Annotated in this window: 15 protein-coding genes; 4 read left to right on the top strand and 11 right to left on the bottom strand. The window is 61.0% G+C overall.

Going from position 1 to position 13,589, the window contains the following annotated elements:
- Positions 1-294 precede the first annotated feature (294 nt).
- On the top strand, positions 295-594 hold the full coding sequence (locus tag GNZ21_RS16310) for an HNH endonuclease signature motif containing protein (protein WP_414477745.1): 300 nt from the start codon (positions 295-297) through the stop codon (positions 592-594).
- A 232-nt stretch (positions 595-826) separates the two neighbouring features.
- Here GNZ21_RS16310 and GNZ21_RS08405 read toward each other — a convergent pair whose 3' ends face one another.
- From GNZ21_RS08405 to GNZ21_RS08450, 10 genes are all read right to left on the bottom strand, one after another.
- A complete protein-coding gene (locus GNZ21_RS08405; protein ID WP_157323262.1) occupies positions 827-2,059 on the bottom strand; it encodes an acyl-CoA dehydrogenase family protein in 1,233 nt (410 codons plus the stop codon).
- 61 nt (positions 2,060-2,120) lie between these two features.
- On the bottom strand, positions 2,121-2,906 hold the full coding sequence (locus GNZ21_RS08410; protein ID WP_157323264.1) for an SDR family oxidoreductase: 786 nt from the start codon (positions 2,904-2,906) through the stop codon (positions 2,121-2,123).
- Positions 2,903-3,727, bottom strand: coding sequence for an enoyl-CoA hydratase (locus GNZ21_RS08415; RefSeq protein ID WP_157323266.1), 825 nt, complete (start codon positions 3,725-3,727; stop codon positions 2,903-2,905). Before GNZ21_RS08415 ends, GNZ21_RS08410 begins: the two co-directional genes overlap by 4 nt.
- Positions 3,724-4,926 (bottom strand): acetyl-CoA C-acyltransferase, encoded by a 1,203-nt coding sequence (locus GNZ21_RS08420; RefSeq protein ID WP_188503843.1) that lies wholly within the window; start codon positions 4,924-4,926, stop codon positions 3,724-3,726. Before GNZ21_RS08420 ends, GNZ21_RS08415 begins: the two co-directional genes overlap by 4 nt.
- Before the next feature lie 82 nt (positions 4,927-5,008).
- On the bottom strand, positions 5,009-6,013 hold the full coding sequence (locus tag GNZ21_RS08425; protein ID WP_157323268.1) for an NADP-dependent oxidoreductase: 1,005 nt from the start codon (positions 6,011-6,013) through the stop codon (positions 5,009-5,011).
- Between the two features lie 72 nt (positions 6,014-6,085).
- The gene (locus GNZ21_RS08430) at positions 6,086-6,793 is read right to left on the bottom strand and encodes an ABC transporter ATP-binding protein (protein WP_138253987.1); all 708 of its coding nucleotides are present in this window, start codon (positions 6,791-6,793) and stop codon (positions 6,086-6,088) included.
- A 2-nt stretch (positions 6,794-6,795) separates the two neighbouring features.
- A complete protein-coding gene (locus GNZ21_RS08435; RefSeq protein ID WP_138253988.1) occupies positions 6,796-7,611 on the bottom strand; it encodes an ABC transporter ATP-binding protein in 816 nt (271 codons plus the stop codon).
- Positions 7,611-8,651 carry a branched-chain amino acid ABC transporter permease gene (locus GNZ21_RS08440; RefSeq protein WP_157323270.1) on the bottom strand — a complete coding sequence of 347 codons (1,041 nt, stop codon included), beginning with the start codon at positions 8,649-8,651 and terminating at the stop codon, positions 7,611-7,613. The genes GNZ21_RS08435 and GNZ21_RS08440 overlap by 1 nt, the downstream gene beginning before the upstream one ends.
- Positions 8,648-9,514, bottom strand: a complete 867-nt coding sequence (locus GNZ21_RS08445; protein ID WP_157323272.1) for a branched-chain amino acid ABC transporter permease — start codon at positions 9,512-9,514, stop codon at positions 8,648-8,650. The genes GNZ21_RS08440 and GNZ21_RS08445 overlap by 4 nt, the downstream gene beginning before the upstream one ends.
- Before the next feature lie 59 nt (positions 9,515-9,573).
- Positions 9,574-10,773: an ABC transporter substrate-binding protein gene (locus tag GNZ21_RS08450; RefSeq protein ID WP_157323274.1), complete on the bottom strand. Its 1,200-nt coding sequence runs from the start codon at positions 10,771-10,773 to the stop codon at positions 9,574-9,576.
- Between the two features lie 148 nt (positions 10,774-10,921).
- On the opposite strand from GNZ21_RS08450, the gene GNZ21_RS08455 reads away from it, so the two are divergent.
- On the top strand, positions 10,922-11,881 hold the full coding sequence (locus GNZ21_RS08455; protein WP_157323276.1) for a phosphotriesterase family protein: 960 nt from the start codon (positions 10,922-10,924) through the stop codon (positions 11,879-11,881).
- 79 nt (positions 11,882-11,960) lie between these two features.
- On the opposite strand, the gene GNZ21_RS15695 is transcribed toward GNZ21_RS08455, so the two are convergent.
- Positions 11,961-12,404, bottom strand: coding sequence for a CGNR zinc finger domain-containing protein (locus GNZ21_RS15695; protein ID WP_331250821.1), 444 nt, complete (start codon positions 12,402-12,404; stop codon positions 11,961-11,963).
- A gap of 148 nt (positions 12,405-12,552) precedes the next feature.
- Here GNZ21_RS15695 and GNZ21_RS08465 point away from each other — a divergent pair, with 148 nt between their 5' ends.
- On the top strand, positions 12,553-12,849 hold the full coding sequence (locus GNZ21_RS08465) for a transposase (protein ID WP_157323278.1): 297 nt from the start codon (positions 12,553-12,555) through the stop codon (positions 12,847-12,849).
- 17 nt (positions 12,850-12,866) lie between these two features.
- Positions 12,867-13,544, top strand: coding sequence for an IS3 family transposase (locus GNZ21_RS08470; RefSeq protein WP_229659619.1), 678 nt, complete (start codon positions 12,867-12,869; stop codon positions 13,542-13,544).
- Positions 13,545-13,589 lie beyond the last annotated feature (45 nt).

Below are 13,589 nucleotides of genomic sequence, written 5' to 3' on the forward strand. Positions count from 1 at the left end.
CATCCAAGACGAATACGGTCACGGCCCTCGGGAGGGTTACACCACTCTATGGGGCACTACTGAAGCAATGACTGGTACGCCGTAGGCGTCACCCAGGACGTTGCAATCGAAGATGCAGTTTCCACTGGTGTTGGTGAGGTCGTTACCGTCACTAAGTCCCGGACCGCACCGGCCTCTATCAGTACTGAGGATGTTGATGCCTGGGTCAGCAAGACTGACCCCGAGGCTCAGAACCTGCTGACTAAGACTTACGAATCACGTACCGCTCGGGCTCATCAGCGGAACGCGGTTCTGATTCGGGATGGGCAGTGCCAGACCCCCGGGTGTACCGAATCCGGATGGTCAGCAGAGATCGACCACAAACAGTCATATGAAACCGGTGGAGCCACCACCGGGCAGAACCTACAGACTCTGTGTAAGAACTGCCATGACATCAAGAGCCATAAACACCACCCGCCCGATCAGACTCGAGCAGATCCCGGGGACGTGGAACCGTGGAGCTTCACCCAAGACCCCTGCGAGGACAAAGACCCATACATCTCAGAATCGGACCCTGGCCCACCACCAGACTGGGCAGTAGACGATGCTGCCTAACCCCAACCTGCCCAGGCCCTCCACCACTCAGGATCCCTCCAATGGGACCCCGGTGGTGGAGAGGGCAGGCAGAGCAGGTGTGCCCCAAAGACTTCACATCCTGGCCCCGGAAACGGACTGGCCACAGTTGTTTGAAAACTCAATAGTGACCCCGCTGTGAGGCCCATGGAATGTGCATCGAGGGCGGGGCGACCCCAGATGGATTGCCCCGCCCTCATTGTGGTTGGTTGTATTAGCCTGCGGCTACGAGGTTGCGCATCCGCTTCAGCTCCATCCTGGCGATACTGCGCTTATGGACCTCATCGGGACCATCGGCCAAGCGCAGGGTGCGCTGGTGGGCGTAGAAGCTGGCCAGGGGGAAGTCATCAGTGACGCCGCCACCACCATGGACCTGAATCGCGCGGTCGATGATCTTCAAGGCCATTTGCGGAGCGGCCACCTTGATCGCGGCGATCTCGGTGCGAGCCTCACGGTTACCCACAGTGTCCATCAGCCAGGCCGTCTTCAGAACCAGAAGCCGGGTCATCTCGATCTCAATCCGGGCCTCGGCAATCCAGTCCTGAATATTGGCCCGGTCGGCAACCGGAGCACCGAAGGTCTCCCGCTCCTGAGCCCGGCGGATCATCAAATCCAAAGAACGCTCCGCCATACCGATCGAGCGCATGCAGTGGTGGATTCGACCAGGACCCAGGCGGGCCTGACTGATCATGAAGCCTTCACCTTCACCAGCCAGGAGGTCCTTGGAGGGAACCCGGACATCCTCAAAGATGATCTCGGCATGACCCTCACGGTCCATATAACCGAAGACTGGCAGACCACGGACAATCGTGACACCCGGTGCATCAATCGGCACCACCATCATCGACTGCTGACGATGCGTCGACGCCTCGGGATCTGTCTTACCCATAACGATCAGGACCTGGGCATGGGGATGCAGGGCATTCGAAGCGAACCATTTGCGCCCATTTAGCACATACTCATCGCCGTCCTTGACCATCTGCAGCTGCACATTAGTTGCATCCGAGCTGGCCACAGCCGGTTCGGTCATACAGAAGGCCGAGGCGATCTCCCCATCAAGCAGCGGCTTGAGCCAACGTTCCTTATGCTCCTGAGTTCCGAAGACCTCCAGAACCTCCATATTCCCGGTATCCGGGGCATTGCAGTTGGTGGCCTCCGGGGCCAGATGCGGGCTGCGACCCATAATCTCAGCCAGCGGAGCATAATCCAGATTGCTCAGCCCCGGGCTGCCCCACTCGGGGTTCTCATGGGGGTGGAAGAGATTCCACAGACCCCGACTGCGGGCCTCGACCTTCAGCTCCTCCAGAACCGGCGGCTGCACATTCGGGGAATCGGCCTCAGCCATCTGGGCGGCATAAGTCGCCTCAGCCGGATACACATGCTCGTCCATAAAGGACAGCAGCTTCTCCTGGTAGTCCTTGCAGCGATCAGAAAGCTCAAAATCCATGACGGTTCCTTATAGATTGAAGGTGCCTAAGTCGTACTCCCATGGGTCGGCTCGACTTCGATCAGACCAATGAGTCCTGGTAGCGGCGCATACCCGCCAACCAGCGTTCGTAATCGGAGCTCTTACGCCGCCAAAACTCATGGACCTCCCGATGAGGCAGGACCAGGAACTCATTCTTGGCCACGGCCTCAAGAGCCGAGGCGGCGACGTCGTCGGGCTCCAAAACCTCCCCGGCGTCAGTGACCGCCCGGGTAGCAGTGGAGGGGCCGCGCAACATATTCGTATTGACCCCCATAGGACACAGGCAGCTGACCCCAATACCCCGGGAACCGTAGGTGACCGAAAGCCACTCGGAGAACGCCACCGCCGCATGCTTAGAGACCGCATAGGTAGCCGAGCCGATCTGGGTCAGCAGTCCCGCAGCCGAGGCAGTGGAGAGGAAATGCCCCGAACCGCGCTCCAACCACTGCGGGACCAGCAGCTTGGCGGCACGAACATGGGCCAACACATTCACATCCAGGGCCTGCTGCCATTGCTGATCGGTTGCCTCAAGGCCCAGACCGCCGCCGATGCCGGCATTGGCGGCATAGAGATCCACCGGACCGAAACGCTGCTCCGCTAGGTCCACACAGGCCTGGATATGCTCTGACTCCGCAGCATCCCCAGCCAGGGCCACAGCGCTGTCCGGGCGGATGGCATTGAGCTCATCGGCCCGCTGCTGCACAGCCTCCTCAGTGAGGTCCGTGAGCACCACACTGCTGCCGCGGGCATGCAGGGCCTTAGCCAATGCAGCACCGATTCCACCGGCAGCACCGGTGACGACTGCGACCGCGCCCTCAAAATTCATGACGAGGCTCCCTCATGCCACCCTGGGCTGAAGGTTGGGGTCTGTTTCTGGACAAAGGCGCTGACCGCGTCCTTATGATCCTGGGTCAGACCCGTCTCCTTATGGCGGGCGACCTCCGGGCCCATGGCATCCTCCAAAGTGGAATGCGGAGCCTGCAGGAGGTTCTGCTTCATCGCGCCCAGTGCTGCCGAAGGTCCATGAGCCAGCTGGGTGGCGAGCTCCACCGACCGGTCATGGAGCTGATCCTCCTCAACCAGAGTGTTGACCAGGCCCAGCTGCAGGCACTCCTCACCGCGCACCCGCGGGGAGAGGAACATCAGCTCGCGAGCCTTGGCCGGACCCACCAACTGGTGAAGAAGCCAGGCCACCCCAAAGTCCCCACCGAGTCCGACCCCGGCAAAAGCGGTGGCGAACAGAGTGCGGGGACTGCCGATCCGCAGATCCGCGGCCAGGGCGAAACCCATACCGGCACCGGCCACCGCCCCGGGAAGGGCAGCGACAACCGGTTTCGGGAAGCGGTAGAGACGTCCCACAGTGGCCAACTGCCGCTGAAGCTGCTGCTGTTCGGCCTCCTTGTCCACAGTGTCACCACCGCCGCCTTCACCACCGCGGGCCTCAAACTCCTGGACATCCCCGCCGGAGCAGAAAGTCCCACCGGCCCCAGTGAGCAGCACGGCGCCGACAGCGGAATCAGCCTCCATATCGGTCAGGGCCTGGCTGAGCCCATCCACCATGGCAGGGGAGAGAGCATTGCGGCGATCCGGCCGGTTCAGGGTAATAGTGCCCACACCCTGGCTGACGCTGGTGAGGATATCGCTCATGAGTTCACCTCGAACAGGGCGGCGGCACCCATGCCTCCACCGATGCACATAGTGACCACCACATAGCGCACACCCCGGCGGCGACCTTCGATCAGGGCGTGGCCGGTCAGTCGGGCACCGGTCATGCCATAGGGGTGGCCTACGGAGATGCCGCCACCGTTGACGTTATAGAGGTCGGGGTCGATACCGAGCTTGTCCCGACAGTAGACCGCCTGAGAGGCGAAAGCCTCATTGAGCTCCCAGAGACCGATATCGCCGATCTCCAGATTGTGCTGTTTCAGCAGCTTCGGGATGGCGAAGACCGGGCCGATACCCATCTCATCGGGTTTACAGCCGGCCACTGCCATACCGCGATAGGTGCCCAAGGGGGTCAGACCACGTTCGGCAGCAGCCTCAGCGCTCATCAGCACCGACGCCGATGCGCCGTCGGAGAGCTGGGAGGCATTACCGGCGGTGATGGTGGACTTCGCGGTGACATCACCATCGGGCAGTACAGGATTGAGCCCGGTCAGGGACTCCAGTGTGGTGGAAGGCCGGTTGCCCTCATCCTTGCTGAGGGTGACCTCCTCCTGGTGAGTTTCGCCGGTCTCCTTGTCCAGAACCAGTTTGGTGCTGGGCAGCGGGACGATCTCATCGTCGAACTTGCCCTGCTGCTGAGCCTCGGCCGTGCGCTGCTGGGAGGAGAGTGCATACTCATCCTGCTGAGCACGGCTGACCCCATAGCGCTCAGCGACCACCTCAGCAGTGTGCAGCATGGGCATGTAGAGGTCCGGCACATTCTCCACCAGCCACGGATCCTTCAGGCGGTGAGTGTTCATCTTCTCGTTCTGCACCAGGGAGATGGACTCCACACCACCGCCGATGGCGACCTCCATGCCATCGTGGATGATCTGCTTGGCAGCAGTGGCAATGGCCATCAGGCCCGAGGCGCACTGCCGATCTACCGACATACCGGCCACTGAATCCGGCAGACCGGCACGAAGCGCAGCCTGACGGGCAATATTCGACCCGGTAGAGCCCTGCTGAAGGGCCGCCCCCAGCACCACGTCGTCGACCTCCGCGCCATCAATCCCGGCGCGGGAGACAGCATGGGAGATCGCGTGTCCGGCCAGCTCCTGGGCCTGGGTGTCATTGAACGCCCCCCGGTACGCTTTGCCGATGGGGGTCCGAGCGGTGGATACGATGACTGCCTCTCTCACGGTGAGGCTCCTCTCCTGGGTAGAACGAATCGAATGTGGGTGATGCTGCGGGGTCAGGGCCCGGCCTCAAGCCGCTGCAGCTTCAGACCTTCAGGACCAGTTTTCCGGTATTGACCCCTTTGAAAAGCCCCTGCAGCGCCTCGTTGAAGGCGGTGACCCCACCCTCGAGAACTGTTTCACGAGCAGTCAGGGTGCCGTTGGAAATATGCTCACCGACCTTCTCCACCGCCTCCGGGTAGCGGTCGGCGTAATCGAAGACCACAAAACCCTGCATCTTCGCCCGGAAGACCAACAGCGAGAGATAACGGCTGGGGCCCGGGGGAAGGGAGGTCTCGTTATAGGAGGAGATCGCACCGCAGATGACAACCCGGGCGCCGCGGCGCAGATTCGCCAGCCCAGCATCCAGAATCTCCCCGCCGACATTGTCGAAGAAGACATCAATGCCATCGGGGGCGATTTCGCGCAGCTTCTTGAGCACATTGTCGCTCTTATAGTCCACTGCGGCGTCGAAGCCGATTTCTTCAAGCCATTGGCACTTTTCAGTTCCACCGGCGACACCGATGACCGTGCAGCCCTGGGCCTTAGCCAGCTGGCCGGCAACACTGCCCACCGCACCGGCGGCACCGGAGATCAGCACGGTATCACCGGATTTCAGTTCGCCGACATCATGCAGGCCGAAATAGGCGGTATGGCCCGGCATGCCCAGGGCACCCAGCCAGGTCGGCGGTGCAGCAAGCTGGGTATCGATAGCGGTGACCCCGGTCCCATCGCTGATGGCGTGTTCAGTCACGCCGAAGGGGCCGACAACAGCCTGACCCTCGGCGAAGTCGGGGTGACGGGAGGCGGTGACGGTGCCAGTGGCATTGGCCCGCATCAGCTCGCCCACCTGGACCGGCCGGATATAGGAGCGGACATCATTGAGCCAGCCGCGCATCGCCGGGTCCAGAGAGATGTAGTCCACGACGACGAGGAACTGCCCCTCCTCCAGCTCATCGGGCAGCTCGGTACGACGGATCTCCCAGGTCTCCTCCACCGGCAGACCGGTGGGCCGCTGGGCCAGATGAACAGACGTGGTGGTGGTCGGCATAATGGGCTCTCCCTCTGAATGAGATCTGTACCACAGAGCCTATCTAGAACTTGAGGTCAAGTTCAAGTTCTGTCAGACCCCCAGATAGGCCTTCTGAACCTCGGGATCGTTCTGAAGGTCTGAGGCCGCCCCGGAGAGCACCACTCGGCCCTCAGCCAGGACATATCCGTAATGGGCAAAGCCCAGTGCGGCCTGGGCATTCTGCTCGGCAAGCAGCACCCCGGTGCCCTCAGAATTGACCTCGGCCACCGCCTGCAGCACCTGCTCAGTGACCATCGGGGCAAGACCCATGGAAGGCTCATCGAGGATCAACAGTTTGGGATCGGACATCAGCGCCCGACCGATAGCGACCATCTGCTGCTGCCCACCCGAGAGTGAGCCTGCGGCCTGGGAACGTTTCTCCTGCAATATGGGGAAAAGATCGAAGACCCGGGTCAGCAGTTCCTTGAGCTCGGATTTTGAACTGCGCCTGGCGTAGTTGCCCAGGGTGAGGTTCTTCTCCACGCTCAACTGAGGGAACAGATGCCGGCCCTCAGGAGCATGGGCAATTCCCGCGCGAACAATCCGGTTTGAGGACAGCTTGCTGATCGACTTGTCCTCAAAGGTGATGCTGCCGCTTCGGCCGCGGACCAGGCCGCTGATCGTGCGGAACAGGGTGGACTTCCCCGAACCATTTGCGCCCAGAACCAGGGTCAGGCGTCCGGCCTCGGCGGTGATGTTCACATTGTGGAGGACATCGACAGTGTCATAACCGGCGCAGAGGTCTCGTACTTCAAGCATGGCTAGGCTCCTTGTCCCGGGGTCCGTTCCTGAATGCCGTCCTCTTGGGACGTGGAGCCCTGGCTGCCGGCACCGAGATAGGCCTCGATCACGCGGGGGTCCGAGCGGACCTCCTCGGGGGTGCCCCAAGCAATTCTGCGGCCCTGGTCAAGGACCAAGATACTGTCCGCGAGGCTCATGATCAGTGACATCTTGTGCTCCACCAGCCCCACAGTGACCCCGCGGGCCACGATCTGCCGGATCAACTGCCCGAATCGGGCGGTCTCATCCTCGGTGATACCGGCTGCCGGTTCATCCAGCAGCAGCAGTTCGGGTTCGGTGGCCAGGGCAAGGGCGACGGCGGCCCGCTTCTGCACCTCATGGGGCACATTGGCTGCGATCTCGTCTTTGAACTCCAGGATGCCGGTGAACTCCAGCAGCTCCAGGGTCTTATCCATACTCGCCTTCTCCTCCCGGCGATGCCGGGGGGTGCGGAAAACGGCGTCGATGAGTGTGGAACGGGATCCGGCCGCGCAGCCTGCCAGAACATTCTCGGCAATCGAGCTGTGCTCGAAGAGCTTGGTGGTCTGGAAAGTCCGGGCTACCCCAGCCTGGGCTGTCCGATGGGCCGGATGACCGGTGATGTCTTTGGCCTTGAAGGTCACCGATCCCGCTGTGGGACGGTAGAACCCGGTGATCAGGTTGAACAGGGTAGACTTCCCGGCACCATTGGGGCCGATAATCGCGGTGATCTCCCCCTCGGCGATATCGAAGCTGACGTCTTCGACAGCATGGAGACCGCCGAAGGTCTTGGACAGTCCGCGTACCTGCATCAGCATCAGCGCACCTCTGCCTTCTCATCGTTGGGATCGGCCGGAGAGTCGGAATCTGGTGGTCCGGCTGGGGTCTTCGGGGCTGCGGCCCTGCGGCGTTTCCACCGGAGAGTCAGCTCATTGAGCCGACCGATGAGACCCTGCGGTGCATAGATCACCAGGGCGATGATCACCGGCCCCAGCAGAATGAACCGGTAGGCCTGGAAGTCCTGGAATGCCTCGAAGAGCGCCAGGACCAGCAGGGTGCCCACAATCGGTCCCATCACGGTGGCCACACCGCCGACAAGCAAGAACATCAGCAGTTCGAAGGTGAGGTCGATGGAGGAGGAATTGGGGCCGATGAATCCCTCTGCGGAGGCGAACAGTGCCCCGCCGAGTCCGGCGAAGCCCGCCGATGCCGTGAAGGCCAGCTGTTTGTTCAGCCCCACATTGATGCCGATGGAGCTGGCCAGATCCTCTGATGTGCGGATGGCCAAAAGCCTGCGTCCGACATTGGAGACCCGCAGGGTATAGGTGACATAGGCGGCAGCGGCGAGGAACACCAGCAGCAGGTAGTAGTAGGTGGCCGGTTCGCTGAAGTCCAGCGGGCCGATATTCTCCGGAAGCTTCACCCCCAGCACACCGGAATAGGCATGGGTGACATCCTCCCAACGGCTGATGATCATATAGATGATCAGCCCCAGGGCCATAGTGAAGACTGCGAAATAAGCCTCCCTGGTCCGCAGCGCCAGCAGCCCGGCCAGGAATCCCACCACAGTGGTGAGCACGATGGCCGCCAGCAACGCACCCCAGAAGGACCAGTCATAATCGGTGGTCAGCAGTCCCATGGTGTAGACGCCGATGCCGAAGAACCCGCCGTGGGCAAGGGAGAGCTGGCCGGTGAAACCGAGGATGATGTTGAGCCCATAGACAGCGATGGCGTAGGTGATACCGGTGATCAGCACCCGAAGCAGATAGTTCTGCTCGGCCAGAATCAGCGGGGCGAAGAGCAGGGCCGCTGCCACCAGCAGGGCGCCAACTCCGCGGATGGAGAATGTCAGCTTCATCGTTGCACCGCCTTCGTCAGAAGTCCTGTGGGTCTGATGGCAAGCACCAAGATCAGCACCACGAAGGCGATGACCTCACCGGCTACGGCTGAGACATAGGTAGTAGCCATCACCTCGGCCATTCCGAGTGTGAAGCCGCCGACGATGGCCCCGGGGATGGAACCGAGTCCGCCGAGGATGATGATGGCGAAGACCTTGACCATGATGACGTCACCCATGGTGGGGTAGAGCAGGTTGATCGGAGCCACCAGCCCGGCGGCCACGGCCACCAGAGCGGCAGCCAGTCCGAAGGTCAGCATGGAGACCCGGTTCGGGTTGATGCCCACCAGGGAGGCCCCGACCCGGTCCTGTTCCACGGCCTCGATGCTCTGGCCGTGCACGGTCCGTTTGATGAACCAGGTCAGGGCAATCAGAACGACGACGGCGGTGATCACGATGGTTACCCGCTGCCAGGAGACCTGGGTGCCCAGGATCTCGACCCGGCCGGTGATCGGTGATTCCATGCGCCGGAAGTCAGCACCCCAGATGGCCTGAATCAGAGAGTGCAGGAAGAACATTGCACCTGCGGCGGCGATCATATGGTGGGTATGCGGTGCATTGCGCAGCGGGTGGAAGACCACCCGCTCCATACCGATGCCGATCCCGGCCAGCACTAAGGCCGCCAGCGCGATGGCCAGAATATAGGGCACCCCGGCTGAGGTGAGGAAGAAATAGGTGAGATAGGCGCCGACCATATAGAGAGCGCCGTGGGCCAGATTGGGAATGCGCAGCACCCCGAAGACCAGTGTCAGGCCAATGGCGGCCAAGCAGTACACTCCTCCGAGTGACAGCCCGTTGAAGAACTGTTGGACAAACAGGGTCATGCGGAGTCCTCACTAGAGAGTTTGGGACTGTTCAGGACATGCTGGTGTTCTGCCAGGGGTTATTCGATGTCCATAGGGAAGTACTCGTAGTTGCCCTCGGAATCGCGGTAGGCCCCTTCGAGGGAATCAGAGATCAGCAGTCCCTCATCGGTAACCTCATCGGGGAAGCCGGAGACCCGGAAGACGTCGTCGACTTCTGCTGCCGCTTCTGGCATAGCCTCTCGGATAGCAGCGGGGTCTTCATGGGTGCCAGCGATCTCCATGGCTTTGACCACCAGGGCGACTGCCTGGAAATTCAGTGAAGTCTCGGCAGTGATGGGACGTTCCTCGGTGATGTCCTCGGCAAAGCGTTCGACGAGGCTGTCCGTTCCGGGGTCATCGAATTCGGCGACTGGTTTCACACCGGCGGAATTATTGAGGTTCTCGGGGTCGGTGAAAAGCTCGAGTTCCTCGAATTTGGCCTGGTCCATAATCATGAACCCGCCCTCATAACCTTGATCCCGGGCCTCCTCGATGACCAGGGCAGTGGTCTGGGAGGGACCGCCGACCAGGATGACATCGGGGTCATCGGAGAGAGTTCGGGCCACGGAACTGGCGAAGTCGGAAACTGCCCCATAGTCGAAGTTGTTATTGCTCAGAACCTCGCCGCCGGCATCCTCCCAGTCCTGAGTGATCATGGTGGTCCACTGCTGGCCGTACTCACTGGCGGTGGCCAGCAGCCCCAGGCGCTCAGCCCCCTGCTCTTCCTGGAAGATCCGGATGAAGGGCTCGGAGTAGCTGACAAACGGTGGAGAGATCATGAAGGTCAGCTCGTTATCGCGTTCGATAATGCGCCGGTCGGAGCTGTAAGCGCCGATGAGGAAGTCACTGCGGGAGGTGTTGATCTCCTGGGCTGCGTGGATGCCTCCGGCGTGGGGGATGAAGACCACACTGGCATCGTCCTGCTCCACCAGCCGTTGGGCATTGGTGGCTGCGGCATTTGGCTGGTACTCATCATCCAGGGCGCGCATCTCGACGGTGTATTCCTCTCCGTCGATGGTCACCCCCTGTTCGTTGAGCTCATCAATGGCGAGGCGGATACCTGCCTCGACGTTCTCGCCGTAGAGGGCGCCACCGCCGGACTGGGGGCCGGTAACGCCGATGGTGATCGTGCCTCCCTCGCCGTCGCCCCCTCCGTTTCCGCAGGAGGTCAGGGCTAGGAGGCTGACAGTACTCAGGGCGATCAGGGGACGAAGAGTCGAACGAGATTTCTGTGACATGACGGCTGTGTCTTTTCGGTAGGAGTGATTCTGAACATGACATCAACTTTGATCTAAGCTAACCGCCAGGGAGTGTGGTGTCAATCACATTTTGGAGAGAAGTGAACCTGTGTTCACATTCAATGGATTCTGGCCTACGCTATGTGACATGGAATACATCCCCACTGCCACAGGTTTCATCGAGCCCCGCGAACTGGGGCGAACCCTGGTTCATGAGCATGTCTTCGTGCTGGGCGAGGAGTACCGCCTGAACTACCAGCAGGACTGGGATGAAGAAGAGAAAGTCGCTGATGCGCGTCGACAGCTGAGTGAGCTGCATCAGCTGGGGATCGACACCATTCTGGATCCCACAGTCCTGGGTCTGGGTCGCTATGTTCCGAGGATCCAGCGGATCGCCGAAGGTCTGGATCTCAATATCGTGCTGGCCACCGGTCTGTACACCTACCGGGATATCCCCCTCCAGTTCCACCACCAGGGCCCGGGGCTGCTCTTTGATGTCCCGGAGCCGCTGACCGAATTGTTCATCAGGGATCTCACTGAGGGGATTGCCGATACTGGAGTGCGTGCCGCATTCTTGAAATGCGCTATCGAGGAACCGGGGCTGACTCCTGGTGTGGAGCGTGCCATGCGTGCTGTCGGTCAGGCCAGCGCCCAGACTGGCGCACCGATCACCGTGCACACTAATCCGCACACTGAATCAGGCCTGGTGGCCCAGCGGGTATTGGCAGAAGAGGGTGTGGACCTCAGCAAGGTGATCATCGGCCACAGCGGAGACTCCACTGACCTGGGCTATCTCACCAAGTTGGCCGATGCAGGTTCACTCTTGGGTATGGACCGCTTCGGTTTGGATGTGCTGCTGCCCTTTGAGCAGCGCATCGACACCATTGTCGCGCTGGTCGAGAGGGGTTATAGCGAGAAGATCACTATCTCCCATGACGCCTCCTGCTTCATCGACTGGTTCGATCCACAGGCCAGGGCTCAGGCGGCACCGAAGTGGAATTACCGCCATATCAGTGAGGACGTCATCCCCACGCTGAAAGATCGCGGAGTCAGCGAATCAGATCTCAACACCATCCTGGTGGAGAATCCTCGCAGATACTTCGAATAGGTTGATTGCCTTCATCCCGGATGGGGGCTCACCAGGGTCCACCGCAATGAACCCCCACCGGGATGCCGAGCCGAGACAGCTAGCTTTTCTTGCTCGTCTTCGACTTCTTCTTGCGCTTATCCATGAGCTCCTCGCGCATCCGATCACGGAACTCTTTGGCCGCTACCGCAGAGACAGAGGTCGGACGGTTGATCTCCTCGGCCTTCTCGGCGGAGGAGGGTTTCTCCAACTTCCGCTTACTGCCGGCCCCGGAGTTCGGTGAGGCCTCGGAGCTCTCGGTGACAGCGGTGGTGCCGTTGCGCTTGGCGGCCTGCCGGGCACGGTAGGCGCGCACATGAGCACGGTTGGCGCAGTTGCCGAAATCGCAGAAGAGCTTAGAACGGTTTCGGGTGAGGTCAACAATGGCCGCCTCACAGTCATCCCCGCGGCAGATGCGCAGCCGTCCGGTCTCCTCCTCGGTGACCAGATGAGCCAGGGATGCGGCGATAGTGGCGGTCATGATGTCGCTGATCTGGTTAGACACCGGAATCGGCTCCTGACGGAACGAGGACTCAGCATCCTCGCCAGTGGTGTGGACCAGTTTGATCCCCACACCCTCCAGTAGGCCGTTAATGGCCTCTGAGGTGTATCAAGGATGTTGGACAGTCTCTTGATGAGAGAGGATCAGGGACATGGCAGCATCAACATCACGACGAAAGTTCAGTTCGCAGTTCAAAGCTGAGGCGGTTCAGCTGGTCATTCAGAGCCAGCGGCCGATCATCACAGTCGCTGAGGAGCTGGCGATCAACCCCGGCACCCTGGGTAATTGGGTGAAGAAATACCGGCAGGACAACCCGGAACCGGACAAGACGATGACCCCGGCAGATCATGGCCGGCTGGCCGAGTTGGAAGAGCAAAACCGGCAGCTAAAAATGGAGAATGAGTTCCTAAAAAAAGCCGCGGCCTTCTTCGCCAGGGAGCAGGACTGAACGAGAAGTCAGCCCTGATCGAGGCGGAGAAGGACACCTACCCGATCTGGTGGATGTGCCAGCAGCTAGAAGTGGCTCGCTCCTCGTTCTATGCCTGGCGAGCCCGGGCCGGCAGGGTCACGGCTACCCAGGCTCGTCGGGATGTGTTGAAGGTCGAGATCGCCCGGATCTTCACCGAACAGCGCGGCACTGCTGGGTGCCGGCGTGTGGCCGCCCAGCTCAACGCCGAGGGCTTCGATGCCTCGGTAGGGCTGGTGGCTGATCTGATGCGCGAAATGGATCTGGCAGCGATCCAGAAGCGAGCCTATAAGCGCACCACCATCGCCGAGGAGCACGCCGCGGTCTTCACCGACAAGCTGGGCCGGGACTTCACCCCCGAGCACTACACTGTTGGCCAGGCACTGGTAGGAGACATCACGTACCTGCGCACTGGGCAGGGCTGGCTGTACCTGGCTGTGGTCATCGACTTAGCCACCCGGATGGTCATCGGCTGGCAGACCGCCAAGCACATGCGCGCCAGCCTGGTCATCGATGCGTTAGAGATGGCCCGCACCCAAGGCGGAGCAGCTAAGGAAGCGATATTCCACTCAGACCACGGATCTCAATTCACTTCCGATGATTTCGTTCAATACTGTAGCCGGAATGGGTTTGTTCAATCGATGGGGCGTACTGGGGTGTGCCTCTTAACCGGCTAAAGTACTTGTTCCTGCTTGTCAGCGACACTCCGCAGAATCGGTCTA

This window comes from Nesterenkonia alkaliphila (assembly GCF_009758175.1).
Classification (GTDB): Bacteria; Actinomycetota; Actinomycetes; order Actinomycetales; family Micrococcaceae; genus Nesterenkonia; species Nesterenkonia alkaliphila.